Source organism: Priestia sp. AB (assembly GCF_028369225.1).
In the GTDB taxonomy this organism is placed as follows: Bacteria; Bacillota; Bacilli; order Bacillales; family Bacillaceae_H; genus Priestia; species Priestia megaterium.
Map to the genome: position 1 here is coordinate 1 of NZ_JAQMYN010000008.1, position 26,141 is coordinate 26,141.

Below are 26,141 nucleotides of genomic sequence, written 5' to 3' on the forward strand. Positions count from 1 at the left end.
TACGTAAATACAATGTTATTATTTCCGAATATAGGAAATAACATTCTGTAATGTTTTTTTCCTATATTCGGAAATAATATAAAAAAGATTCTTATTATGAATAAAGCACACCAATTTGAGTAGAATATTGAATAAGTGGAGAGGTGTTCATTCTCAATTTCTCATTGTGTATTATGAGCAACTTAAGAAAACTACTCAAGATGCAATAGAGCATCGCCCAACGACTGGTTACCATGAATTCAACGTACAGAAAAAGACGACCTCTCTGAACCGAGAAGAGTTGTCTTTTCCTATTTCTAGCCTATATACGATATTCGAAACTAGTTACCATAATAAGCATTCTAAGAAAGAAGCAAATAAAAAAGAAACTCTTTATCAAGAGCTATTTTCTTAAAAATAAGAAGACTACCTACATTTGTAGGTAGCCAAAGCCATCAAGATTTATTTAATTATCTAGCGATGTTAAATGAATAAAAATAAAGTAAGTACTCTATTTTCTCATATTTTTAATGGCTTATTAGCGAGAAGTACCAGATTGTCCTGAGACACCGCCAGCTAATTGTTGTTGAGCTGTAGCTACAAGACGTTTTGTGATTTCTCCACCAACTGAACCATTCGCACGAGCTGTTGCTTCAGCACCAAGGTTTACACCAAATTCGCTAGCGATCTCATATTTCAATTGATCGATTGCTTGCTCAGCACCACGTACTAATAATTGATTACGACTACCACTGTTGTTGTTTGACATATTGATTCACCTCCTTGTACGCTTTTAACATTCCTTTTGTTCGCAAAAACGATTCAAGGTAAATATTGGATGGATAATAGGGAGATATTCAGCGATAATAAACCTGTTGAAAGAAAAGAATTTCACTGAGAAATAAAGAAATTCATTGCCTTTCATCTCCTTGTCAATTTTAAACTCATATTTGCCATGTGTGAAAAGGATTATAACGATATCGTTATAATCCTTTTTTCCTTAAAAGAAAGAACGTTAACTGTCCTAAACACTATGAATGAACATAGTCAATTAGGTAAAGAATGCCGTACACTCCTACATACTAAAACGTCAGTACTTTTTCTTGATTATATTGTTATTAACATAATGGTTTTTTTCGGGACAAATCTACTCATGCAATATCCTATTGCAAAGTTGCTATGTAAAAGTTGCATAGCTCTTGAAACCTTTGAACAAACTACCTAAGACGCTGCGAAGCTTCTAATTGGAAATCCTCACTACTTTCTTGAGTTCACAACATGCTTCATGAGAAGACTACTGATTCCTGTTCAGTAGTTTTTTCGTTTTTTAACCTGTATACTCTATACAAAGTTAGTTAACATAATGTTTCTTCCGGTACACATATAAAAAACGAGTCCTTTATACATAAAGACTCGTTAGCTTTTCCATTTTCTCATTTATGTATTTTTTTATACATCATTGATACACCGGTCTTTTTATTAAAAGGACGAGCCACATCGATGTATAACAAATGTATCTTTTATACATTTGTTATCTTTAAAAATTTAAAATTTAATCCTCTACAAGTTCGAATATCTCTGTAAATATTTTCATAAAGTAAACCTCTAACAAATCACCCAATTTACTGCCCAGCTTTAGATATTCATTATCAGCTTGTTCTAGGACATTGTTTTTTTGCTCCACTCGTTTTATCGTGAAAAATTTTTGTACAACCATGTTTTATAAGTGCATCTGTTTGTAAATCTAAATTTTGTCATCCTGTTGATACACGTGCATATCCAATAATCCCCCCATTATCACTCTTTCTTATTTTTCTCTTATTCGATTGTAATATAAAATAGAATAAGAAAGGTTATTGAACACAGAATACTGTACAGAGTTTCATTACAAAAAACACTAAGAATCGACTTTTCCCACTTAGAATGTAGCGTGTACAGAAACGGATAAAAAAACAATTATTTTTCATAAAGCTCTAACAAGCGTTTGTGTATCCAAATAGCTGCCTGTAAACCTTCTCCCATCGCTACCGTCACTTGTTCAGAATGAGCCACAATATCTCCTGCTGCCCACACGTTTGAGACATTTGTTTCTTTTGTACGCGGATTTACGATAATGTGCTGATTTTCTAGAAGTTCTGCTCCGAGCTCATGCGCTAACTCTGTTCGAACTTTATTTCCTCCGAACGCTAAAAAACCTTTTTCTCCATAGATAAATTCATTGTTTTCGAGGATGACTCCTTTTAACATGTCTGCTTCAGCTATGACTTTTTTTATTGCCGCTTCTTTATAGGTAATTCCCTTTTGCATCAAGGTATCTGCTAAAGGTCCAATTTCTTTTTTGTCGTGATTAATGTACGTAATGTCATTTGTCCAATATGTTAACGTAAGAGATAAACTGGCTCCTGCTTTTCCTGACCCTAGTACTAATACCCTTCTATTATTTACTTCATACCCATCGCAGTCGGGACATACATATACGGTTGTTCCCATGCACGGATATAGCTCTTGCTGAAGTTCAGGCGGAATCCGGTCTACTACTCCCGTCGCAAACAGTAAAGTAGCTGCCTCGTAGTTCGCAGAGTTTGTAATGACGTTAAACCCTTCTATTTCTTTTTCACACTGAAGGACACGCTCTTCTGCAAATTGAATACCGTAGCTTTTTGCTTGCTGCCTTCCCGTTTCTCTTAGAGTTTGCCCGCTTATTCCCTCAGGCCATCCCAATATATTTTGATAACTTTTGCAAAGATTGGAACGTCCATCGTTTGAATCAATAACCAATACACTGCGCTTATATCTTCCAAGCTGAATAGCGGCTTGAAGTCCGGCAATTCCTCCACCTATAATGACGCAGTCATACTTATCTGCCACAGCACATCACCCCAGCTTTTACTATTTTCTAAACGAAAGCTTCAGTTTTTCATTATCTGTTTTTTCATTATTTTTATACGCTTTATTGCCTTTATTTTTTGAAGTCATTCTACATACAAAAAAACCGCCTCGGCAGCTGCCCTGCCTAGAGACGGTTTTTTATAAAATAAAAAAAGACGATATTACTCATTTTTCTTTCCTGCTTCTTTTTCATTAATTTTAGTAATCAGCTCTTCTTTATATACTTCACTATCTTTCCCGTAGCGTAGACGACTATAACAGTTGGGACATAGTGCCGCAACGTCCTTTGGCTTAGCGAGTCCGCTCTCTGAAAGCTTTGACAGATAATACATTTGCAAAAAGGAGCTGCCATCTTTTGCGATAAACGGCGCGCTTTCTCCGCAGGCTTCGCAAATACCTGCTGCGCGTTTGTGAACATATTGTTTAAGAGCTGCCGTTTGTTCGTAAACACTGGTCTTTTTTTCTTCTCCTAATGCTATATGGCGAAGCTGTTCAGTTGAATAAGGTGAAACATCCAGCTTTGCTGCTTTTTCCTCAATCACAGGATTTCGTTCAAGTTCAAAAATAATAGCTTCACGAAGCTCTCCGTCTGAGTCCCACATGATTTCTAATTGATGATTAATATACGTCACTTCATCAATGAACTCTACTACTCCAGGCTCCACGTAGTGAAACAAGTAAACGGCTTTTCCTGATAAAAAATGTTCACGAAGCGCTTTATTGCCTTTAATGAGCTGCATCGATCCTCTTTGGCCTTCTCCCGTATAGAAAAAAGCGGTTTTATCTCTGTTCCACCCGTGTCCTGTTCCGTATTCACTTCCGCTTTCTTTTGTGAAAATAAAAATATATGGATGCGCTTTTGGCGTTGATATTTCGCTTTGTTCCTGTCCTTTATAAAGCTTATGAATTTGTTTTCTGCGATAACGATGTCCTTTTTGAAAGAAATCTCCGCGCTGTAAATCCGTAATCAATGAATTGCCTCCTACTGCGGTCCTGCTTTTATAGTACTTATAGCTCTACTATACACTAATTTTTGTTTTCTTTGCAGATCGTTTCTTCTATCTATTGGATTTATATCATACAAAAAAAGCAGCTGTATGGGCAGCTGCTTTTTTGCGATAGTCAATTTTGCACCGTATAGTCTTCTCCTAGCCATTTTGTGCTGAGTTTTTTTAATGTACCGTCTTTTTTCAGCTTTTTAACCGCCTGATCGACTTCCGACTTTAACTTTTCGTCTTTTTTGTTAAACATAAAATATACTTTTGAATTAATCACGATATCTCCAACCGTTTTTTGCTGAAATTTCAGCGCTTGATTGCTAAAGGCGATAGAAAATGGTGTCGCAAGCGTAGCATCTGCTCGGCCTGTTTTTAATTGAGTTGTAGCATCATCCGCACCTTGACCGGCGTAAACTACATCGATTTTATTGCCGTGTTTTTGATTGTATTTGTCTAGATAAACAGCCGCATTGCTTGTAGCTCCTACAATCATTTTTTTACCTTCTAAATCTTTTAATGAATGAATATCATTTCGATTTTCAGGAACCGTTACATAAAGCGGAGAATAATTATATGTTTCATCATTAAATAAAAACTTTTTCTTTCGCTCAGCATTCTGAGCCATATTATGAGCAATCATATCAATTTTATTACTTTCTAAGCTGAGAAGCAGATTTGAAAATTCCATCGTTTTAAATTCAAATTTATAATCCTTTAACTCTTTGTCGATTGCTCTTACTACTTCTACATCATAGCCGGTCAGCTTGCCCTTATCATCGATAAAGCAAATATTAGGAAACTGAGTGCCTGTTCCAACAACAATCGTTTGAACATCTTTTTCATTCTTTTTTCCTGCACTTGAAGATGCGTTTGTTCCGCAGCCTGCCACGCTCACAGCTACTACAATTGAAAGTAAAAACAGCCAATATTTTTTCATACGTTCCTCCCCTAAATCCCTATATTATGTAATAAAAAGAGGCTCTTGATGAAGCAGCTGCTTCATCAAGAGCCTCTGGTTAACCAGTGGGCTTACTTCGTTTAAGATTATTCACATCATAATACTAGTTAACCGATAAATCAAGTAGGTTTTTAGAAAAAGATTATCTTGACAGCTCGGTGTCTACCGCTTAAGATACAACTAATAAAACATTGAAACTACATATCTACCAGTCAACTGGAGGCAAATGGACACGATGATGCGTGTACGTTTGCTTTTTTTATTGTCGTCCACCATTTTATCTTTTGGAGGTAAAACGTATGAAATTTGCTTTATTTAGTCTTATTCAAAACATCCAGAACCCGGTTACTGGAGAAACATTCACTGCTCAAGAAAAGTTTCAGCATGTGTTAAATCAAGCAGTGCTGGCAGAAAACTTAGGTTTTGATGCTTACGGAGTCGGCGAAAGACACGGAGCTCCTTTTTTGTCTTCTTCTCCTCCCGTTGTTTTAAGTGCAATCGCTGCTAAAACGTCACACATCCGTCTTCTTACAACCGTTACGGTTCTAAGCATTTTAGATCCTGTACGAGTAGCTGAAGATTATGCAACGCTTGATCACCTTTCGGGCGGACGCCTTGAACTGATTATTGGAAAAGGCAACGACCCGCGTCATTATCCGCTTTTTGGTATTACAGAAGAAGAACAATGGGAATCTCTTGCTGAAAGATACGCTCTTTTAAAACAGCTTTGGACAGAAGAAAATGTCACGTGGAGCGGCCGTTATCGTCCGCCTTTGACAAACGTTACGACTCAGCCTCGCCCGTTTCAAACTTCTATTCCGGTTTGGCATGGAAGTGCGTCAAGCCCACTGTCTACAGAACTTGCGGCTAAATACGGAGAGCCGCTATTTTCATCCAATTCCTTTCACCCTCAGGCTAAATATAAAGCGCTGATTGACCACTACCGGGAACGTTTTGCCTATTATGGGCATGATCCAACCAAGGCCATCGTCGGTTCAGGGGCAAGCAGCCTATATATTTCTAATACAGGGGAAGAAGCGATTCGCCGCTATCGCCCGTACTATAACGCATTTAGCAATACGGAAGCAGCCAAACATAATCAATCGCCGTTCACGTCACTAGAAGATATCGTTCAACACGGTCCTGCTTTAGTAGGAAGTCCGGAGCAAATTATTGAAAAAATAATAGACTATCACCGCGCTTATGGAAACGAAGTGCTGAGCATCAGCGTAGACGGTCTAAGCGAAGCAGAACAGTACGAACAGCTAGAGCGTTTTGCAAGTGATATTGCACCTGTTCTTCGAAAAGAACTTCCCAGCAGCGTGTGGGAAAATAAAAAAAAGAAAACTCCTTTTTAACAGGAGTTTTCTTTAGCTAAAAATAATTTGTCTATTAGTTTATTAACTTTTAAACTAATAAACTACTCTGGTTAAGATGCCTGCGTGTCTGTATCGTAAATATTGGCTGTTACTTCGCTTCTTTGGCAAAGTAAGATGAGCAGCCAAATACCTCCGATAACTGGAACAAAGTTAATTAAATACCACCAGCCGCTTCTTCCTGTATCATGCAGTCGGCGAACAGTAACAGCAAGTGAAGGCAGAATCATTGCTGCTCCGTAAAGTAACACTAAAATAACTCCAAATACTGCAAGTGAATCGATAAAAACCAAGATATATGGAATAATCATAAAGATATAAGCAAATAATGTAACCATCCAATACTCCGTACTCGTTGCTCTTCCTTGAAACGTCGCGTAATTTTTTAACGCTTTTATATACCAGTACATGACAAATCCTCTCTTTGTTTATTAAATTAAACTACCTAACCGTTTAAGTCCTACGCAACTTTATTAGGTACATCAAAACGATTTAGCTGCGACTCACTTCTTAGACAAAGAAGAATTAATAGACAAATAACTCCTGCAATCGGAATAATACTAATGAGCTGCCACCAGCCGCTTCTTCCTATGTCATGCAGTCGGCGTGCCGTCACAGCAAGGGATGGAATGAAGATTGCAACAAGATAGACTATACGCAAAAACGGAGGCATATCCGTTATAAGTTCAATAGCTGAAAGCACACACCATATAATAAAATTAAATAAGACAAACATCCAATACTCTTTACGCGTTGCTCTTCCTTGAAACGCTGCATAATTTTTTAGTACATGTAAATACCACTTCATCTAAAAACCTCCTTTTTAAAATGATTTTTGTATGACAAGCTTACTAGCAGTAATTACCTTAGCATACAAAAAATTAATTTCATCTCCTATTTTTTGAAAAAATCCCAAATGGTAATATAGATATAGGAGAGAGATGGATAATAATTAGTCATAAATACCCGAAATTTTCAGATCAAAAACCATTTTATACCTATAATTATTTTTAATTAATAAAATGTTCTTTTATAACAAAAAACTGCCGTGTTAATAAACACGGCAGGCCATATCTTCACTTATGTTCGGTAAAAGTAAGGCCCACATGAACTTTCATGCGTAATCACATAAGTCCATGTAAAGTCTTTATCTACCACATATAAATCTTCTAAATACATGTTTGTATTTTCACTTAAATCAGCGCTTGTTAGATGCTTACATTTAGATAGCTGCAGCACTCGTTCATCATCCTCAAACAGCAAATAACAGTCGTTCATTATTTGCTGTTCGAATGCTTGAACCGCTTGTTCTCCTTGTAAGCAAGGGAGCTTTTCATAGCTAAATGCATGCCATAAAAATTGGTCCATATAAATTTTCTTTTTTTGCGATGCGCTTAAAGCACTTGCAAATTCATTTTCCCATCGCTTTCGAAAGAATTCACCTTGATTCGGTAATTTTTTAACAAACATTCCTTTTTTCTTTAACGCATCTTTCATTTTCACTGTGCTTTTCCATCCTTTATCCTGTATTCATTTCTTTTTATCGGCTTCTTAGCTTATTTGTCCACTAGTACCCGTGCGTTAGATTCTTTGCTTTTTGACCAAATTCACTTTATAAAACGTCGGCTTTAACGTGCACAAAAACAATACAATTGTACTTAAAAGCATGATCAGGCTTCCACCAATTACAGCTCCTTGAATCGAAAAGATGTGCGCAGCCATGCCGCATAAAAAAGTCATGTTAATGATCAAGAGTGACTCAAGCAGTCCATATATACTTCCTACTCGACCCATCATGTCAACGGGAATACTGTTTTGATAAAAGGTTTGAAAACCAGCACTTGCAAAAGCTAACGCAAAGGATAAGCTAAAAAATCCTGTTCCGATAGTTTGAAAAGAAGAGGAACACGCATACAGCAAATAGCCAAGCGACACACCTACACTGCCGGTACCTATGAGAAAGTTGGTCGACAGCTTCTTAGCAAACAGTGTATTCACAACTGCTCCAATCATAATGCCAGCGCCTGCTATGCTTAATAAAAATCCGTATTCGCTTTCGGGCAAATGAATGACTTTTGTTGCAAATGAAACTTCAAGAGAATCAATTGCCGTGGCCATGACCATTAAGAAACTGAATAATACATAAATGGTGATAATGTATCTGTTGGCTCTACTGAAACGAAACACCGCTTTCCAATCTTCTTGAATGGTGTTTACAGACAGATTATTTTCTTTAACTTCTGTTTTTGTATCCAGGTTCGGCATAAATAAAGTAACCATTCCTGACGATACCAGTGCTGCAGCAGTAGCATAAATGGCAAACACAGGGGTTCCAATCATAAACAGCGCACCTGCTGCGGCTGGCCCAATAAGAAAACCGCCTGAGTCAATCAAACTGCGCAGCGAATTAAATCTTTTTCGTTTTTCACGTGGAATAAGCTTTGTGATATAAACCATCGATGCCGGCCGAAACATTGAACTTGCCATACTGATGATAAATACCAGCACATAAATGATCAGTATGGATGAGAAAAACGGAAAGCAAGCAATAATCCCCGCGCGCATCCAATCTAAAAACATCATAAGCTTCCGTTTGTTTATGCGGTCAATTAAGCTTCCAGACCATATATTTGTACATAGTGCAGCAAGCGGCTTTATCATGTATAGCCCTGAAACCGCAAGCGGCGAATTCGTCATATCAAGCATCATGACATTTAAAGCAATTAAATAAATCCAGTCGCCGATATTGCTAATGCCAATTCCAAACAGCAATAAACACGGGTATTTCCAAGACAACAGCTTATTTTTCATAAAAGAAAGGCCTCCGCTTCACTATTGATTTCGATCAATAAAAAAATCCCACCCCCAAGACATTTGTCTTAGGGGCGAGATTATGAATCGCGGTGCCACCCTAGTTTGTTCATATGTCGCCATATAAACCTTATCGAGTACGGCTTTCGCTTATACTCTAGCTTTGTAACGGAAGCAGCCGTCGCACTATCACGTTAGATCCAATGCGCTGCTCAGAGGCTTGCTTCAACAGCGTTTCTCTTGCTCCTTTTCAGCTTCCGGAGCTCTCTGCTAAGAATACGCGCTGTCTACTTTTCTCTTCACGGCATTTAATTTCTAACATCTTACCATTATTATCTATTTTTTGTAAATACTTATTTTAAAATCATTTTTTGCGGCTGAGAAAAGAATAGTCGATACCCTAGATATACAAAATAAATGATGGAAGCTACCAGCACGATTCCCCACATATTGTACATATCCTTATTTCCCCATACGCCTGTTAGTGAAAACAGCGCTGGAATCGTTAACGTCACCCACGACTGGACAATCGCTACTTTCCCCACATATGCAGATACATCCTTTTTGCTCGTGTTAAGCACATAAAATAAAAACCATAAAAACGACCAAAGAATCCATGTAATAGCGTTAATTACGTCATGATAATGAACAAGAGAAACGGTCACGTACACTAAAGCGATAATCGATACCCAAAGAGAGTAATAGCCAAGTCCTGTTCCCTGCATTCCTTTTAATACCGTCACCCCTACATACAAATACGTAAGGCCAAATAAAAAAATCGCCGTTCTTTCATACAAAATCCAGTTGCTTTGATCTGACGTAATAATTAAATAAAATGGAACAATAACTTGAAAAGCTCCAACAAATAAGTTAAATACGCCTACGTTTTTTTCATCTGCTTTTCCAAGCAGCATCAGTCCGTTTAAAAATAAAGCTGCACCTGACAGCAACAGTCCAATTTGATCCATTTTTCAGTAAGAAAAGCCCCTAGCTTTTCTTGTCCTCCTCTGCGTCTATGTTTTTCTTTAGGATGTACGGAGTTGTGGTTTACATGTAAAAAAGAAAAAGCAATTCCTTTTGAAAAGGAAACTGCTTTTCTTTCTGTTTCTATTACACTTATAAAATGAAGCTGACAACAATTGCTGACAGTACGCTTACAAGCGTAGCTCCGTATAGTAAACGAAGACCAAAGCGCGCTACTGTATTTCCTTGCTTTTCGCTTAAGCCTTTAACAGCTCCTGACACGATTCCAATTGATGAGAAGTTAGCAAATGATACTAAGAATACAGATACAATTCCAAGCGTTTTAGCACTGAATGTTGAAGCCATATCCGACAGGCTCATCATTGCCACAAATTCATTTGTTACAAGTTTTGTTGCCATAATTCCACCCGCTGCCACAACTTCTGAAGCAGGAACACCCATGATGAATGCAAACGGTGCAAACACATAGCCAAGCAGATGCTGGAACGATAGACCAAATAACATTTCAAACACGTTATCAATCGCAGCCATCAGCGCAACGAAACCAATTAGCATCGCACCTACGATAATCGCTACTTTAAATCCATCCATAATGTATTCGCCAAGCATTTCGAAGAACGTTTGTTTATGACCAGTTTGTACTTCTAAAATATCTTCTTGATCCGTTACTGTGTAAGGGTTAATGATAGAAGAAATAATAAATCCGCCAAATAAGTTAATAACGATTGCTGTTACTACGTATTTTGGTTCAATCATTGTCATATAAGCACCGACAATTGACATTGAAACAGTCGACATAGCTGATGCACAAAGCGTATATAAACGATTGGGCGGCAGTTTGTCTAGTTGCTTTTTAACAGTAATGAATACTTCTGACTGACCTACAATCGCGGAAGCTACTGCGTTATAAGACTCTAATTTTCCCATTCCGTTAATCTTGCTGAGAACTAAGCCAATCCATTTCATAATGAACGGAAGGATTTTAAAGTGCTGTAAAATCCCAATCAAGACAGAGATAAAAACGATCGGAAGCAGCACGTTTAAGAAAAACGGCATTGATCCTTTATTCGCAATGCCTCCAAATACGAACTCTACTCCTTGGTTTGCGTATGAAAGCAACTTTCCAAAAACGCTGGCAATCGCATTGATAATAATCAAACCAAACTTTGTGTTAAGAAGTAAAGCTGATAAAAGAACTTGAATCACAACCATAATAACGATTGGTTTATATTTGATTTCTTTACGGTTATTACTTGCAAGATACGCTAATCCAAAGACAACGAGTAACCCTAAGATGCCAATTAAATATTTCATAGTATCCTCCACTGCTTACTTATTTTTGTAAGTCTTTTGATGAAAAATAGCCCGGTAAGATTTCGTTGATGTTGGTAATCACAAAATCTCCTTTTAGGTTTGCTAAGATAATTTGTGTGTGATCATCACAGAACTCAGCTAATACTTGTCTGCATGCGCCGCAAGGAGAAATTGGTCCGTCCGTATCTCCTACAACTGCAATAGCTGAAAACTGTTTGTCCCCTTCTGAAACAGCTTTAAAGATTGCCGTTCGCTCAGCACAGTTCGTCAATCCATAGGAAGCGTTTTCAATATTGCATCCACGATAAATCTTCCCATCGGTTGTTAAAAGAGCTGCACCAACATGGAAGTGAGAATATGGTACGTGTGCTTGTTTGCTTGCTGCGATTGCTTCATCTATTAATTGTTTTGGCTCCACAGTCATCATCCTTTGCTCAGTTTACAGCAGGTTAGTTAGTACTAACCTGCTGTCATTTATTAATAATCAGAGTTGCTTAATTGACCTTTTGCAATTGATACGCCAGAGCTTGCACCAATACGTGTTGCACCAGCTTCAATCATTGCTTTTGCATCTTCTAAGCCTCGAACGCCTCCAGAAGCTTTTACACCTACATCTGGTCCAACCGTTTTTCTCATAAGCGCTACGTCTTCTACCGTTGCGCCTCCTGTAGAAAAGCCCGTTGACGTTTTAACAAAATCAGCTCCAGCTTTTACAGCTAGCTCGGAAACTTTTGCTTTTTCTTCGTCTGTTAAAAGAGCTGTTTCAATAATTACTTTTACTAGCGCTTTGCCTTTTGCAGCATCTACTACTGCTTGAATGTCGCTTTGCACTAAGTCATAGTTTTTATCTTTTAACGCGCCGATGTTGATTACCATATCTACTTCATCTGCACCGTTTTCGATTGCATTTGTTGTTTCGAATGCTTTTACTGCTGAAGTAGTAGCTCCAAGAGGGAAACCGATTACCGTACATACCTTCACTTCTGGAGCATCTTTTAATAACTCAGCTGCTTTTTTTACCCACGTTGGATTTACACAAACCGAAGCAAATGAATATTCTTTTGCTTCTTGTGCTAAAACCGTAATTTGCTCTTCTGTCGCATCTGCTTTTAATAATGTATGATCAATAATACCCGTAATGTTTTGACTCATTTTGTACTTCCTCTCTGTCTCTTAATGAATTTCTTTATAAATTAACGTTGGAGCTTCCACTTTTTCAGCGACCGTGCTGTAAGAATCGTAGACGATATCCATTACTTCCTGTACATTTTCGCTGTTGCTGTGAATTGTAACAAGAGAGTCACCTTTTTTCACTTGGTCGCCAACTTTTTTATTAAGCATGATACCAACTGCTAAGTCGATTTCAGATTCTTTTGTTGCACGTCCTGCACCTAGCTTCATTGCTGCTACGCCGATTTTTTCTGCAACGATTTCTGAAATGTAGCCATCTTCTTTTGCTGGCACTTCAATTTTGTGCGCTGCATCCGGTAATTTAGACGGATCGTCTGCAACAGAAGCGTCTCCGCCTTGTGCGCTTAAGAACGTTTTGAACGATTCTAATGCTTTTCCGTTTTTAATTACTTCTTGAAGCATTGCACGCGCTTCATCTAAGCTGCTTGCTTTTTCAGCAAGTACAACCATGTGACTTCCTAATGTTAAGCAAAGCTCTGTTAAATCTTCAGGGCCTTCGCCTTTTAACGTGTCGATCGCTTCCTTCACTTCAAGCGCATTACCAACCGCAAAACCTAGAGGCTGGCTCATATCTGAGATGATTGCTTTTGTGTTTCGACCTACGCCTTTTCCGATTTCAACCATTGCTTTTGCTAATTCTTCAGCATCTTCAAGCTTTTTCATAAACGCGCCGTTCCCAGTTTTTACATCCAGGCAAATGGCATCTGCTCCAGCTGCAATTTTCTTACTCATAATTGAGCTTGCAATTAACGGAATCGAATCAACCGTTGCTGTTACATCACGAAGTGCATAAAGTTTTTTATCCGCCGGTGTTAAGTCTCCGCTTTGACCGATAACGGCAATTTGATTCGTATTTACTAAACGAATGAATTCTTCATTTGTAATTTCAACGTGGAAGCCAGGCACTGCTTCAAGTTTGTCAATCGTACCGCCAGTGTGTCCTAAGCCGCGGCCAGACATTTTGGCAACCGGTACATCAACCGCAGCTACTAAAGGTCCTAATACAAGTGTTGTTGTATCACCTACTCCGCCTGTGCTGTGTTTGTCTACTTTAATACCTTCAATTTTTGATAAGTCGATTTGATCGCCTGATTCAACCATTGCTTGCGTTAAATTCACGCGTTCTTCCTGCGTCATTCCTTGAAAGTAAATCGCCATCGCAAATGCCGATAGCTGATAATCAGGTAAATCCCCTTTTGTATAACCTTCGATAATAAAATCGATTTCAGCTTTATTTAATTCATGTCCATTACGTTTTTTTTCAATTAAGTCAACCATTCTCATGACGTTTTCCCCCTAAAAGTATCTGCATATTGTGCATCCACTAAAACGTTTTCAACAACTTACACCCTTACTATATAATAGCTTTGAACAATTGTAAACAGATATATTTACATTTGTTCAAAAAATTTATAGCTGCTGTTTTAGTGAATAAAAAAAGACTTCCGCACTCGGAAGTCTTCCCTTATTTTTCAGCTTTTATCACAAATGACAACATGATTCGGTACTTATTCTTTACCTTTTTATAAGGAATTAATACGTATGGCTGATCAGGCGGCGTAAAAAGTTCAATTCCTTTTTGATTAGCATCAGGAGAAAAATACATTCTTCCCCACCGTTTAATAATATAGCCTGTGGTTCCTTTGGCAATCACCCCGTCTTTTGAGACGTCTGTTTGAAAAGGATACCGGTTTCGCTGCGCCTTCAGAGATGACGCCGAATAAGATACAATATCTTCTACTATTTCGATTCGATGAAGCTTTTGCTCTTGAAAAAACAGCGTCTTCATCTCCCTTACTCTTGTTTATCTAACAAAAAGCGCGCCGTGAACTGATCAGTAACGAGTACATTTGCAAATTTCCCTTGCAACGCTCCGTAAATGCTGTCAATTTTCTGATCCCCGCCCGCTACTAAAATGGCGTACTCTTTCTTCTTTAGTTCGTCCAAATCAAGTCCAAGCGTCCGTTCATCCAGGCTTTCATTGCAAATTTGTCCATCTTTATCAAAAAAACGTGAACAAATGTCTCCTACCGCTCGCGAGGAAATCATCTCTACATCTTGTTCGGAAAAGTAGCCAAGCTGAAAAAGCAGCGAATCGGTTTTAATGGGCCCCGTAGTAAAGACGGCAATATTGGCTTGTTTGCCTAAATCTAAAATGCGCTTAATATGACGATCCGTTTCCATTGCTTTTTTGACTACCACGTGATCGACAATTACAGGCAAAGGAAGATGCATAGGAGGCGTATTGTATGCCTTTCCAAATAAGTACATAATTTCAGAAGCGTACGTGCTCGTTTCCGAATGGCTTACTCCGCCTTTTAACTGCACAACCTGCACGTCATTCACATACTTTTGTTTTAAATCGATGGCCACTTGATAAAGAGTTGTTCCCCACGTCACCCCAATAATGTCTCCATCTTTTACGATGTCATAGAGATAGTCAGCTGCTGCCACGCCTAGATGACTTTTAATAATGTGATTTTCATATTGAGGCACCGGTGTGACGATTGCTTTTTTTAAATTGAATTTTTGTTCAAGTTGAGAAGACAACTTTTCACTATTGATAGATGAATCCACAATTTTAATTTGAACAATGCCTTCTTCTTTTGCTGTTTGCAGCAATCGAGAAACCGTAGGCCTTGATACACCAAGCTTTTTTGCAATTTCACTTTGATTATAATCAAGAATATAATACATCCTTGCCGCTTCAATCACCTTATTAAATTTCTCTTGGTCCATCTCCATCGACTTGTTCTCCCCTACCTCATGAATTTCTTATCCCAATTTTACCAAACTTATGTCTTTAGTTTACTTGTTTGGTGAACAAAATTTCAAGAGGGGATTTTGTAACTGAGATAAAAAGAGAAATACTCGGGGTTAAGGAGACCAGTTTTCTACGTATCCATTCATTCCAGCAAACTCATAAAGAGCTTCTAACTTACGCTCCGAATAATAGTTAAAATCATTGTGAACTGCTGTTAATTTAATATTATCGTTACGAACAAACATCTTCTCGAGGTATACACTCTTAGCAAGTTTATTGCTCTTTTTTGTGTTGCAACTTTGACAGCTTAATACCAAATTCCACATATTATCTGATTGGATATAACTCCATGGAATAAAATGATCTACATAAGTAGCGATGCGTTTATCAGAAAGAACTTTCCCACAATAAAAACATTCTTTTGTTTCGTATTTCCAAAGTATGTTATAGAATGCATGCAGCGATTCGCGTTTTGAAATATTCTCCACTTTTAACAAGACATCTTCTAACTTATTTTTGTCATTATGCTTTTCTAAAAATTTCGCCAAATGATAATTGGTTAAATGAGTAACAATTTGTCTATATTTTTGCAAAAAAATATACATACTGCTATTAAACTTTATGTATTCTGTTCTTTTATCAAACTCATAAATAGAACCTTCCATATCTCCGTATAACGCCCCTACTACATACCTTGCCCCCACTTTTTTAGTTCTTTCTACTAACTGCAATTGAAGATTACTTGGCAAACGATCAAATACTACTTTATTGGGGACACCATGCACTAACTGAAATTCCTTTAACTCTTTTTGAATTCCAGCTTGTCTATTGTGTGTATTTAATTGATTTAAATCATGATGAATAACCAAATTCCAATATATTTTAGCAAAGGAAAAATACACTTGATCAAACGTGAGTACTAACCGATTGTCAACGTTATATAGGTTTTCAATTAAAGCTTTCATTAATCCATATTTATACGTTGTGGTAAAGTGACCATTAGCGAAAAATTGATTAATGATCTTCCAAATTTCTTGTTCTGTTAAATAAGCTTTTTTTATTTCTCCTATTTTTAAATTAAAACTCACCTGCCATCGCTCGCTCCCTCCACTATTGCACCATCAACCTACGCTTCTCCTGTTTCCACTAAATAAACCCGATCATCAAACTTCCCGCGCTCCCTGGCCTTCTCCTCACGCACTTTCTCAAGTTGTTCTGGCGTGGCCCCGTGCACAGCTGCTAGCGCCTGCATAACTTCCAGTAAATCCGCGAGTTCTTCAATGGCTTCTTGATGCGTTGGGGCTTCTATGTATTCTTGAAGCTCTTCTTTTGCTTTTTTTATCAGCTCATGTTGATATTCCTCTCGCTGCAGCACGCGTGATTTGAAGGTTTTTCCGCTTTGTTCAATAATCGTAGGAATTTTATCTCGCACTAGCTTATTATAAGTAGGCATTATTTTCCCCTCCATCTTTTACCTTTCTAGTAAACTAGTATTTTTCAAATTCTGCTTGATTTCCGTTAAACACATTTAAATCAATAAACGTTTCTTTACCTTTATAGCCGCTGGCACTTATCGCATTAGGAATTACCCAGCCTTTACTCCATAGTAAAAATATAAAGCTTACAAGAGCGACTAATATGAGTCCTGCTGTAAAAAGTCTTTTGTTTTTTTGATTAGCTTTGTCTATTGTGTGTACCCCCTTTTTTAGAAAATACTTCTAATATTCTAACATAAAAAGGATTTCCCAAAACAATATAGCCTCCAAGTCTGTGGCATTAAATACAAAAAACCACCTAAAAATCAGGCTGCTTCTCTTTTATGCTGCGTCTTCAGATAGCTCGTTATCTTTGGCTGCTTCTATAAGTAAGAAAATAGCCGTTAAAATGTGCATGATCATGCCGACCACAGGAATCCACGCAATAGCGGAACAGACAATTCCCATGATATGCCCTGTCCGAACTTTGTTTGTTTTAATCGCGAATACTAAACCTACGATATGCAATGCGAGCATTAGAATAAGCGGCGTGTAGGCTAGGCTTATAACCAAGGTGCCGCCTAGGAGGGGAATCCCCCAAAGCGCCTCCAATCCTCCGCTGACCCATTTCAATATACGACTTGCTTTTCCCATTGTATCCTCCCCCTTTGTCTTCAATGTATGCACAGAGGTTTTGTTTCTGAACGTTTGTATATGAAAAAAGCGGCAAAAATATGTGTACTAAAAATAAATCGATAGTCCCGTATAAAGATACGTTTTTATACGGGACTAGTGTAATAGTGGAAAATGAATGAGAGGAAAAGGCGTTGTTTTACATGTAATAACGAGGAGCTCTTCGTAAAGAGAACGAATTAAACATAAACAAAAAAGCCGAACTCAAAATGTAAGCTCGGCTTTTTCTTATATAACAAATAGAAGTATTATAAAATGTTTTTCGTATTAGTGTTCTCGACTCTTCTCAAATTTTTCAACAGCTTCAAAATCAAGCTCGGCTGATATCCAATCGCCTTTTTCCGGGAATTCCAGATTTCGAACGACTATTTTATTCGGCCCTTTTTTTTCTAAAATTTTCGCCTGGCAGTTTTTGTACATAACTACTTCTCGTTCTTTGATATCTGTCCACAACAAGTGCAGGACCCCTTTCAATTTTAAGAAGTTAATATTTCGAAACACTGTTTTACATTTTATTATATTTTTTTGGATTTGTTAATTTTTTTGTCTTGTTTTTCATAAAAAAATGATCAAAACGCTTTTTTCTACTACAATATACCCAAAATATCTTTTAACCTTTAAATATTTATGTTATATTTTTAAAATTGTATTACAATTTTTTTGTTTTTGCCTTTTCGTTTCTCCTCTTTTCTTCTTTTTACATATTCATAATAGACATCTCAATCTATACTAATACGTATCAAGGCTTAAAAGTTCAAAAATATCTTAACATACTAAAAATTTTTGGGTTGTTCCACTAGAAATCCAATCGAATTTACAAAAACTCCACCGAAAAAACTAGAGGGCTTTAGCCATACAAAAGACTGCTTTTACCGCATTTATATTTTAATGAATAATAACAACACAATTTGAGGTGCCAACAATGAACGTATTAACAAACGCTATAATTATCTTATTAGCTTATTTAATTGGGTCCATTCCTTTTGCTTTAGTGATTGGAAAGGGCTTTTACAAAACCGATGTTCGCAAGCACGGAAGCGGTAACTTAGGAGCCACTAATACCTTTCGTACTTTAGGAAAGAAAGCAGGTATTATAGTGTTGATCGGCGATATAGCAAAAGGCTCGCTAGCTGTCTGTTTACCGCTTATGATGAATAGTCACTTGCATATGCTTGTCCCTGGATTTATTGCTATTCTTGGACATAGCTATCCGATTTTTGCAAAGTTTAAAGGAGGAAAATCTGTAGCAACTGCCGCTGGTGTATTCCTTGCATTTTCACCATTAGCTTTCATTCTAGGAATGCTTGCTTTTTTAATTTCTCTCAAAATTTCTAAATACGTATCCTTGTCTTCACCTATTGGGGCATTGGTTGCCTTTTTGGTATCACTCTATATAGGTGATGTAGTATTGATGGTATTCGCAGCTGTTATTTTTGTTTTTATTACATGGAAGCATATTAAAAACTTCAAACGCATTAAATTAGGTACAGAACCTAAGGTTAATTTTTAAACGTACTAAAGTTAGTAATTTTTAAATGGTGTTACTAAAAAGGTGTTCATGCGTTGAACACCTTTTTAATTATTTTAGTATGTCTTGTCCCAAGATAGACGTAAATTATGAAATTTCTTTAAAAATGCTCTTGATTATAGACTAAACAATGCATTTTGCTGCTTCCTATATCTCATTTTGTAATTTGATATTTACTATTTAATAACTTAACATAGTAATCTTTTTAGTAAATTTGAATAAATAAATGAAACCTTTCCTCTCCTCTGACCGTATACCTATCATGCACGTATTAGTTAAAGGAGGAAGACTGGTGCTAAAACGAATTTCACTGTTTATTTTCGTTAATATTTTAGTATTAATTACAATCACAACGATTACATCTTTATTAGGTGTTCAAAGCTATATGGGAAGCAGCGGTTACGGCGGCCTGCTGGCATTTAGCGTAATTGCCGGCTTCAGCGGCGCGATTATTTCTCTTATGATGTCACGCGTGATGGCAAAGTGGATGATGGGTGTTCAAGTTATTGATGAACGTTCCCCTCAAGGTGAATACGAACGGTTTGTTCTAGAAGAAACGCACCGACTTGCATCTGTTGCAGGATTAAGAAAAATGCCTCAGGTCGGAATTTATCATTCAGCGGAAGTTAATGCTTTTGCAACTGGGCCAAGTAAAAGACGCTCGCTTGTTGCAGTTTCAAGCGGAATGCTTGAACGTATGGACCGCGATGCGATCAGCGGCGTTATCGCTCACGAAATAGCGCATATTAAAAGCGGTGATATGGTCACAACTACACTTCTGCAAGGAGTATTAAATACATTCGTTATTTTCTTCTCTCGTTTAGTAGCCAAAGCGGTGTCAAACTTTGTGCGAGAAGAGTTTGCGATGGTTGTTTATTTCCTTACATCGATTGTATTTGAGATTCTCTTTAGTATCTTAAGCAGCCCAATTATCTTCTGGCATTCAAGAAGACGTGAATTCAAAGCCGATGAGCTTGCAGCTAAACTCGGTGGTAAAGAAAAAATGATTTATGCGTTAGAATCGCTTCGTCATACTACTTCATTAGTAGATGACCGTCAAAAATCAATTGCTGCTTTTAAAATTAGCGGCAAAGAAAAGTTCTCACGCTTATTCTCTACTCACCCGCCGCTTGAAAAACGCATTGAGCGCTTGCATTCACTATAAGCATAAAAAATCAGCTTCTTTAAAGAAGCTGATTTTTTATGTTATGACTGAGGAGCAAGCACACGTGTAGTTTCCCACAGCAAGACGCCTTCTTCATTTTTTGTTAATTCAACGTATCCTTCTTTCTCTAAATACGTAAGCTGGCCGTACACTTCTGAGAAAATAAAGTCCGGTGCTTTTTGATACATATCCGGGAAAAAAGCTGCGCTGACTTCAAGCGTTGTTTTCTTTCCTTCCCCCATCGATTGTAACACGCGCAGCGCCCATTTATGCTGCTTTTGAATACGTTCCATAATTAAAGAATGAATGTCACTAAGCGGTTCACCATGTCCGCTGTAGATCAAATCAATGTCGTAGTTTAACGTTTTTTCAAGAGACGCCAAGTAGTCCAATAGCGGCGTTGGCTTAGGATTTTGAATGGTTGGCTCTAAATATGGATTTGACGGTACTTTTGGCAAAATATGATCTCCGCCAAACGCGACTTTTTCTTTTCGATTGTAAAACATCAGCTGACTCAAGGAATGTCCCGGCGTTTCAATCACTTCCCAATCACTGGCATACGGAAGTATATCTCCTTCTTTCAAATACCCTGCTAGCTTCTGTCCTTTAGGTGAATATACTTGAATTGCAGCCGTTGCTTTACGAAGCCATGTGTCCATTACATCATCACTGACTCCAAACTCCATAAGGAAATTACGGTATAGCTCATTATGCTGCTGAACAAACTCTTCATCTTGGTAAATCCAAGGCTCCACAAGCTTATGACCGTAAACCGGTATATCACTCGGCAGCCATTCTAAAAATCCAGTATGATCCGGATGCTGATGAGTAAGAATCACTTGTTCAATATCTGTTACTTTATATCCTTCTTTACGAAGCTCCTCTTCAAAAACATTCCACGCTTCTTTGGTTTTCATCCCTGCATCAATTAACGTTAACTTGTCTGCTTTTAATAAAAATACATTGACCGGTCCAATTGGAAATGGTGTAGGCAGCTCAATGCGTATCACTTTATGATCTAAACTCATTTTACCAAACCCCTATATCTGCATTCTTTTTACTGTTTTATACTGTTAAACGTTTTATTCTTTTAAATAGTCAATTTCCTGCTAACTTCTACCTTTTGTAAAAGTGTGCTGAGCCTCAATAATTGGATGACTCTTTGTACTCGCACAAACATTTTACATAAACTCATACTATTAATAGTTTAGCAGGTTTGAAGACAAATTGATAAAGGAATGCTTTCCAGTGTACTTATTTAAAACGAACAAATGGTTCATCAAACGAAAAAAGTAAGATAGAATAAAGAGACGAAATGATGGTATAAGGAGCATAGTTTATGATTAAAGCGATTTTTCTTTTTATCCTAGCGGGTCTTGCTGAAATTGGCGGAGGCTATCTGATTTGGCAGTGGCTGCGCGAAGGAGCATCAAGCTGGTTAGGACTTCTGGGCGGTATTGCTTTGGTGCTGTACGGGGTCATTGCTACGTGGCAGTCGTTCCCGGACTTTGGACGTGTATATGCAGCTTACGGCGGTATTTTTATTATTTTAAGCCTGTTTTGGGCGTGGTGGGTTGATAAAAAAATGCCCGATACATATGATTGGATTGGCGGACTTGTGTGTCTGATTGGCGTAGCCGTTATGCTTTGGCCAAGAAGTTAAATGATAACGCAGAAAGCGGCAGAATACATGAATTCTGCCGCCTTTTATTTTTTTAGATAAATACAGCTATATTGCCAGTTTATGCACTTACAAAAAAGACAACCCAAAGGTTGTCTTTTTTATTACTTCAACTCAGCCCATCTTTTATCTAATGATTTTAACAGCTCATCTTCAGATGTTTGGCCGCCGATGTATTCTTGTACATCCGCTCCAAATTTTTGCGTTACGCCTTCAGGGAATTTTGTCCATTCCCAAGGAATCGTTTTTTGATCCTTAGAATATTTAAGAAGTTCTTCGCCTAAAGGACCGATGTCTTTTGCTTCGATTGACTTAAAGGCTGGAATGTACTTAAAGTCTTCTACTAACGCTTTTTGACCTTCTTTAGATGTAACCATCCAGTTTAAGAAATCTTTTGCTGCTTTTTTATCTGCCGCTGGTGCTTGTTTGTGAATAACCCAGTTGCTTGGAACGTCGATTGCAAGCTTGTCAGCTACAGCTGCATCATCGCTTAACGGCATAGGTAAAATGCCTACGTCCATGTTCGGCGTAATTTTATTAAGCATTGGCTGAATCCAGTTTCCTTGCTGAATCATCGCTGCTTCACCGTTCGCAAACTTCGTTACTTGCGTGTTGTAGTCCGTCGTTAACGGATTTTTGTTTCCGTATTTTACCGTTAAATCAAGCAGCTTTACATACTGTTTGAACTGCTCGTTACCTGTGATTTTCGTACTGCCGTCATTTAGCCCTTTAATAAATGCATCCGGATCTTTTTGACTAGCAAATGGAATATTTAAGCCGTGGTTTCCAAGCACCCACCACTCGCCGTAGCCGATAGAAAATGGCGTAATACCGGCAGCTTTTAGCTTTTTAGCCGCTGCTTCTAATTCTGAATATGTTTTTGGAAGTTCTTTGATGCCTGCTTTTTTGAACAGTTTTTTGTTATATGTAAATCCGTAGCCTTCAAGACTGATCGGCTGCCCATATACTTTGCCGTCCATCGTCATTGGTGTAAGTGTGTTTTCATACGCGTCATCAATCCACGGCTGATCGGATAAATCTTCTAATTTATTTTTCCACGTTTTTGCCTCTTGATATCCCCCGTTTGTGAAAAGGTCAGGTGCATTCCCCGACGCAAACTGCGCTTTTAAAGCTGCTGCACCGTCAGCTCCTCCACCAACCGTTTGGATATTGAACTTCACATTTGGATGTTCTTTTGTGTATTGATCAGTTAGAGCTTTTAGCTGATCAGCGATTTCTACTTTTCCTTGAAATACATCTACTACTACTTGATCTCCGCCGCTTTTTTTATTACCTGATGCGCTTTCGTTTGAACACGCGGTTGAAAATAAAAGCGTAGCCGATAAAACACCTGCTGCTAAAGGCCATTTTTTCATTTTAAATGCCATTTTCCGTTCCTCCCTATTTGCTGCTGATTTTGACGCCTCAGCAGCAAAATCAGCCCTGTTGCCGTTTCTATTATTTAATTGAACCGCTTGTAATTCCTTTAACAATGTGTTTTTGCATTGCAAAGAAGAAGATTAATAGCGGGATAATACTGATTACAAGTGCTGCTAGTGCTAAATCCCACTGCTTTGTATACTGACCAAAGAAGAAGAATGTCGCAAGCGGAATCGTTCTTAGCTCAGGATCTTGAAGAACAAGAGACGGAAGTAAGAAGTCATTCCAAATCCATAGGCTGTTTAAGATAACTACGGTTACTGTAATTGGTTTTAATAACGGGAACACAATTCTCCAGAATACGCCTAGACGTGAGCATCCGTCGATGATTGCCGCTTCTTCTAGCTCGACTGGAATTCCTTTAATAAATCCGTGGTACAAGAAAATCGTCATACCTGAACCAAAGCCTAAATACATGATCACAATACCCCAGATGCTGTTTAACAGATTTAAGTTTCCTGCTACTTTTACAAGCGGAATCATGATGGATTGAAACGGAATAACCATTGCCGCTACGAATGCCATAAAGATAATGCTGCTGATTTTTTTCTTTGTTCGAACCAGCATGTAAGCTGCCATTGAACAGAAGATGACTAGAACTGCGTTACTGATGACTGTAATGATCAGCGAGTTGCTAAGCACTTTTAGGTAATTCATTTGGTTGAATGCATTAACAAAGTTTTGAAACTGAATCGTTGTCGGCAGCGCCGATGTGTTTGATAAAATTTCTGCAAATGACTTCAGTGAGTTTGAAAGCACGTAATAAAATGGAACCAAGAACACTAGTCCAAGCAGGACTGCTAAAATTTCAACAATAAAGGTTTTGCTCGTATATTTGTTTCCCATCACGATTCAACCTCCTTCTTCTTGGTGTATGTTACTTGAATAATTGTAATTGCTGCTACGACGATGAAGAAAATTAAGGCTTTTGCTTCACCTAGACCGTATCTGTTATTAACAAATGCTTCTGTATAAATGTTAAGCGCTAACATTTCTGTTGATTTAAATGGACCACCGTTTGTTAATGATAAGTTGACATCAAATACTTTGAATGACCATGAAATCGTTAAGAATAAACAAACCGTTACTGCCGGTGCCACCATTGGAATTGTAATGTGACGAAGAATTTGCCATCTGCTTGCTCCGTCAATTTTTGCTGCTTCAATTAGCTCTTGCGGTACGTTTTGCAGTGCTGCTGTGTAAATAAGCATGATATAACCCGCTCCTTGCCATACACTTACAATCACGATGCCCCAAAATGCTGTTTTTGCGTCTCCCAACCAAGGAAGTTCAAAAAGCGAAATTCCCGTGATTTGTCCGATAGATGCAAATCCTTTTACAAAAATGAACTGCCATACAAATCCTAGTAAAAGTCCGCCAATTAAATTCGGCATAAAGAAAACCGTACGTAAAATGTTTCGTGTTTTTAACATTTGAGTAACAAGGATTGCTAACACGAACCCAACCACATTCGTTAAGATAATCGCAACGACCGTATATTTTGTTGTAATCCAAAACGACTGCTGAAACTGCTTATCTTCGGTGAACAAGTACTTAAAGTTATCAAGCCCCACCCAGTTAATCGTACCGTTTACTCCGTTCCAGTCTGTAAATGAGTAATAAATCCCTGTAAAAAATGGTATAAGTACAATCACACAAAACGCTAAAAGTGCGGGCCCTACAAATAGAGCAAATAAACCTACATTTTTCAAATTTTTACGTTTTTTCGTATTAATAGATGGTTCTCTTTTAAGTTCTTGCTCTAAAGGAACATATTCTGTCTCCTGTAATTTACTTTGGCTATTCATCTTACTAGCACCTCCCTATGTCTTATTTTAGCGAAATCAGTTATTTATGAAACCGCTTTAATTGACGAGTAGGGTGTAAAATATTGACCTTTGTGCAACATTTTCTCCCCTGTGCACATTTTACGCATTTTTTAAAGTATGCATGAAAGAAAAGCTAGAAGTGGACGACGTATCTTCTTATCTTATACACTAGAAAAAAGATGTAGTTGGGAGGAACATACGCATGACAGCCAAACGAGCGTTAATTACGGGTGCCAATTCTGGAATGGGGCTGGCCACAACGATTGAACTAGCTAAAAAAGGATTCGAAGTCATTATGGTATGCCGAAATGAAGAAAGAGGAAATACGGCTTTAGAAGAAGCGAAGCGTCAAAGCGGATCGGATTCCATATCTCTTATGACCTGTGACCTAGGTTCTCTTGACAGTATCCGGGCTTTCAGTGAAGACTTTACGTCTCGCTACAGTGTACTTGATGTTCTGATTAATAACGCGGGCGTGGTGACAATCAAGCGTGAAACAACACAAGACGGATTCGAAATGATGCTTGGTGTCAATCATTTGGGTCACTTTTTGTTAACTAATTTACTTTTAGATCTGCTGAAAAAATCTCTGCAAGGACGCATTATAAACGTTGGGTCCGGTGCTCATAAAGCCGGAAAAATAGACTTCAACAACCCTCACTTAACAACGGGATTCGGAATATGGCGAGGATACTCTCAGTCTAAATTAGCGAATAATTTATTTACGGTCCATTTAAGTAAAAAGCTAAAAGATACTTCTGTAACCGTAAACTGCCTACACCCCGGTGCAGTCTCTACCGCCATCGGCGTTAATCGTCAAACAGGTTTTGGAAAAAGCGTTCACGCCATGCTTCGCCCTTTCTTTTTAACACCTCTTCAAGGTGCCGAAACAGCTATTTATTTAGCAGACAGCCCTGAAGTGACGCATATTAGCGGCGCTTATTTTTATAAAAAACGCGTTACGCCCCCTTCTTCAAGAGCAAAAAATGAACGAGTTGCGGAAGAATTCTGGAACTGGAGTGCACGCGAAGTTGGCTTATAATGTAGAATAAAAAAAAGGTCAGCT

28 protein-coding genes, 1 pseudogene and 1 other annotated feature are annotated in these 26,141 nt (G+C 38.0%); of the genes and pseudogenes, 5 read left to right on the forward strand and 24 right to left on the reverse strand.

Features of this window, described 5'->3' with window-relative positions; all coding sequences use genetic code 11:
* Positions 1–517: 517 nt before the first annotated feature.
* From POF52_RS21795 to POF52_RS21815, 5 genes and pseudogenes are all read right to left on the reverse strand, one after another.
* Positions 518–748: an alpha/beta-type small acid-soluble spore protein gene (locus tag POF52_RS21795; RefSeq protein WP_029325325.1), complete on the reverse strand. Its 231-nt coding sequence runs from the start codon at positions 746–748 to the stop codon at positions 518–520.
* Between the two features lie 892 nt (positions 749–1,640).
* A pseudogene (locus POF52_RS21800) lies at positions 1,641–1,766 on the reverse strand (recombinase family protein); the annotation flags it as partial.
* 169 nt (positions 1,767–1,935) lie between these two features.
* Positions 1,936–2,847 carry an NAD(P)/FAD-dependent oxidoreductase gene (locus POF52_RS21805; protein ID WP_176584024.1) on the reverse strand — a complete coding sequence of 304 codons (912 nt, stop codon included), beginning with the start codon at positions 2,845–2,847 and terminating at the stop codon, positions 1,936–1,938.
* Between the two features lie 182 nt (positions 2,848–3,029).
* The gene (locus POF52_RS21810; RefSeq protein WP_271994839.1) at positions 3,030–3,839 is read right to left on the reverse strand and encodes an HNH endonuclease; all 810 of its coding nucleotides are present in this window, start codon (positions 3,837–3,839) and stop codon (positions 3,030–3,032) included.
* Between the two features lie 151 nt (positions 3,840–3,990).
* Positions 3,991–4,803 (reverse strand): amino acid ABC transporter substrate-binding protein, encoded by an 813-nt coding sequence (locus POF52_RS21815; protein ID WP_271994841.1) that lies wholly within the window; start codon positions 4,801–4,803, stop codon positions 3,991–3,993.
* A gap of 320 nt (positions 4,804–5,123) precedes the next feature.
* Between POF52_RS21815 and POF52_RS21820 the strand changes: the two genes are divergently transcribed.
* Positions 5,124–6,182 carry an LLM class flavin-dependent oxidoreductase gene (locus POF52_RS21820; RefSeq protein ID WP_271994843.1) on the forward strand — a complete coding sequence of 353 codons (1,059 nt, stop codon included), beginning with the start codon at positions 5,124–5,126 and terminating at the stop codon, positions 6,180–6,182.
* 71 nt (positions 6,183–6,253) lie between these two features.
* Here POF52_RS21820 and POF52_RS21825 read toward each other — a convergent pair whose 3' ends face one another.
* The 15 genes from POF52_RS21825 to POF52_RS21895 all read right to left on the reverse strand — a co-directional run bounded on the left by POF52_RS21825 (position 6,254) and on the right by POF52_RS21895 (position 17,888).
* Positions 6,254–6,610: a DUF805 domain-containing protein gene (locus POF52_RS21825; RefSeq protein ID WP_271994845.1), complete on the reverse strand. Its 357-nt coding sequence runs from the start codon at positions 6,608–6,610 to the stop codon at positions 6,254–6,256.
* A gap of 50 nt (positions 6,611–6,660) precedes the next feature.
* The gene (locus POF52_RS21830; RefSeq protein WP_271994847.1) at positions 6,661–7,008 is read right to left on the reverse strand and encodes a DUF805 domain-containing protein; all 348 of its coding nucleotides are present in this window, start codon (positions 7,006–7,008) and stop codon (positions 6,661–6,663) included.
* 272 nt (positions 7,009–7,280) lie between these two features.
* Positions 7,281–7,697 (reverse strand): DUF4275 family protein, encoded by a 417-nt coding sequence (locus tag POF52_RS21835; RefSeq protein WP_271995109.1) that lies wholly within the window; start codon positions 7,695–7,697, stop codon positions 7,281–7,283.
* A gap of 84 nt (positions 7,698–7,781) precedes the next feature.
* Positions 7,782–9,011: an MFS transporter gene (locus tag POF52_RS21840; RefSeq protein WP_271994848.1), complete on the reverse strand. Its 1,230-nt coding sequence runs from the start codon at positions 9,009–9,011 to the stop codon at positions 7,782–7,784.
* 67 nt (positions 9,012–9,078) lie between these two features.
* Positions 9,079–9,323 (reverse strand) — a binding site (T-box leader).
* 41 nt (positions 9,324–9,364) lie between these two features.
* Positions 9,365–9,979 carry an AmiS/UreI family transporter gene (locus POF52_RS21845; protein ID WP_013083602.1) on the reverse strand — a complete coding sequence of 205 codons (615 nt, stop codon included), beginning with the start codon at positions 9,977–9,979 and terminating at the stop codon, positions 9,365–9,367.
* A 148-nt stretch (positions 9,980–10,127) separates the two neighbouring features.
* The gene (locus POF52_RS21850; RefSeq protein ID WP_013083603.1) at positions 10,128–11,309 is read right to left on the reverse strand and encodes a NupC/NupG family nucleoside CNT transporter; all 1,182 of its coding nucleotides are present in this window, start codon (positions 11,307–11,309) and stop codon (positions 10,128–10,130) included.
* A gap of 19 nt (positions 11,310–11,328) precedes the next feature.
* A complete protein-coding gene (locus tag POF52_RS21855) occupies positions 11,329–11,727 on the reverse strand; it encodes a cytidine deaminase (RefSeq protein WP_013057475.1) in 399 nt (132 codons plus the stop codon).
* A gap of 59 nt (positions 11,728–11,786) precedes the next feature.
* Positions 11,787–12,461, reverse strand: coding sequence for a deoxyribose-phosphate aldolase (deoC, locus tag POF52_RS21860; RefSeq protein ID WP_013057476.1), 675 nt, complete (start codon positions 12,459–12,461; stop codon positions 11,787–11,789).
* Positions 12,462–12,482: 21 nt separating this feature from the next.
* Positions 12,483–13,784, reverse strand: coding sequence for a pyrimidine-nucleoside phosphorylase (locus tag POF52_RS21865; protein WP_271994859.1), 1,302 nt, complete (start codon positions 13,782–13,784; stop codon positions 12,483–12,485).
* A gap of 181 nt (positions 13,785–13,965) precedes the next feature.
* The gene (locus POF52_RS21870) at positions 13,966–14,289 is read right to left on the reverse strand and encodes a hypothetical protein (protein ID WP_271994861.1); all 324 of its coding nucleotides are present in this window, start codon (positions 14,287–14,289) and stop codon (positions 13,966–13,968) included.
* 5 nt (positions 14,290–14,294) lie between these two features.
* The gene (locus tag POF52_RS21875) at positions 14,295–15,245 is read right to left on the reverse strand and encodes a sugar-binding transcriptional regulator (RefSeq protein WP_035335328.1); all 951 of its coding nucleotides are present in this window, start codon (positions 15,243–15,245) and stop codon (positions 14,295–14,297) included.
* 132 nt (positions 15,246–15,377) lie between these two features.
* Positions 15,378–16,352 (reverse strand): HNH endonuclease domain-containing protein, encoded by a 975-nt coding sequence (locus POF52_RS21880; protein WP_271994863.1) that lies wholly within the window; start codon positions 16,350–16,352, stop codon positions 15,378–15,380.
* A gap of 38 nt (positions 16,353–16,390) precedes the next feature.
* Positions 16,391–16,717 carry a nucleoside triphosphate pyrophosphohydrolase gene (locus tag POF52_RS21885; protein WP_271994865.1) on the reverse strand — a complete coding sequence of 109 codons (327 nt, stop codon included), beginning with the start codon at positions 16,715–16,717 and terminating at the stop codon, positions 16,391–16,393.
* A gap of 364 nt (positions 16,718–17,081) precedes the next feature.
* Positions 17,082–17,393 (reverse strand): hypothetical protein, encoded by a 312-nt coding sequence (locus tag POF52_RS21890; protein ID WP_029322367.1) that lies wholly within the window; start codon positions 17,391–17,393, stop codon positions 17,082–17,084.
* Between the two features lie 306 nt (positions 17,394–17,699).
* Complete coding sequence (locus POF52_RS21895) at positions 17,700–17,888, reverse strand: hypothetical protein (protein ID WP_016764545.1); 189 nt, start codon at positions 17,886–17,888, stop codon at positions 17,700–17,702.
* A gap of 466 nt (positions 17,889–18,354) precedes the next feature.
* On the opposite strand from POF52_RS21895, the gene plsY reads away from it, so the two are divergent.
* Complete coding sequence (gene plsY / locus POF52_RS21900; protein WP_176584037.1) at positions 18,355–18,942, forward strand: glycerol-3-phosphate 1-O-acyltransferase PlsY; 588 nt, start codon at positions 18,355–18,357, stop codon at positions 18,940–18,942.
* 310 nt (positions 18,943–19,252) lie between these two features.
* Positions 19,253–20,125 (forward strand): protease HtpX, encoded by an 873-nt coding sequence (htpX, locus tag POF52_RS21905; protein WP_013057489.1) that lies wholly within the window; start codon positions 19,253–19,255, stop codon positions 20,123–20,125.
* Between the two features lie 41 nt (positions 20,126–20,166).
* On the opposite strand, the gene POF52_RS21910 is transcribed toward htpX, so the two are convergent.
* Entirely contained in the window at positions 20,167–21,153 is a 987-nt protein-coding gene (locus POF52_RS21910; RefSeq protein ID WP_176584038.1) for an MBL fold metallo-hydrolase, read from the reverse strand.
* 311 nt (positions 21,154–21,464) lie between these two features.
* Between POF52_RS21910 and POF52_RS21915 the strand changes: the two genes are divergently transcribed.
* Positions 21,465–21,788 (forward strand): YnfA family protein, encoded by a 324-nt coding sequence (locus POF52_RS21915; RefSeq protein WP_176584039.1) that lies wholly within the window; start codon positions 21,465–21,467, stop codon positions 21,786–21,788.
* A 122-nt stretch (positions 21,789–21,910) separates the two neighbouring features.
* Here the strand turns inward: POF52_RS21915 and POF52_RS21920 are convergent, their stop codons facing one another.
* The 3 genes from POF52_RS21920 to POF52_RS21930 form a co-directional block, all read right to left on the reverse strand.
* Positions 21,911–23,194 carry an ABC transporter substrate-binding protein gene (locus POF52_RS21920; RefSeq protein WP_271994872.1) on the reverse strand — a complete coding sequence of 428 codons (1,284 nt, stop codon included), beginning with the start codon at positions 23,192–23,194 and terminating at the stop codon, positions 21,911–21,913.
* A gap of 70 nt (positions 23,195–23,264) precedes the next feature.
* Positions 23,265–24,092, reverse strand: coding sequence for a carbohydrate ABC transporter permease (locus POF52_RS21925; protein ID WP_013057493.1), 828 nt, complete (start codon positions 24,090–24,092; stop codon positions 23,265–23,267).
* The gene (locus tag POF52_RS21930; protein WP_013057494.1) at positions 24,092–25,054 is read right to left on the reverse strand and encodes a carbohydrate ABC transporter permease; all 963 of its coding nucleotides are present in this window, start codon (positions 25,052–25,054) and stop codon (positions 24,092–24,094) included. The genes POF52_RS21925 and POF52_RS21930 overlap by 1 nt, the downstream gene beginning before the upstream one ends.
* Before the next feature lie 223 nt (positions 25,055–25,277).
* On the opposite strand from POF52_RS21930, the gene POF52_RS21935 reads away from it, so the two are divergent.
* Positions 25,278–26,117 (forward strand): SDR family oxidoreductase, encoded by an 840-nt coding sequence (locus POF52_RS21935; protein WP_271994874.1) that lies wholly within the window; start codon positions 25,278–25,280, stop codon positions 26,115–26,117.
* Positions 26,118–26,141 lie beyond the last annotated feature (24 nt).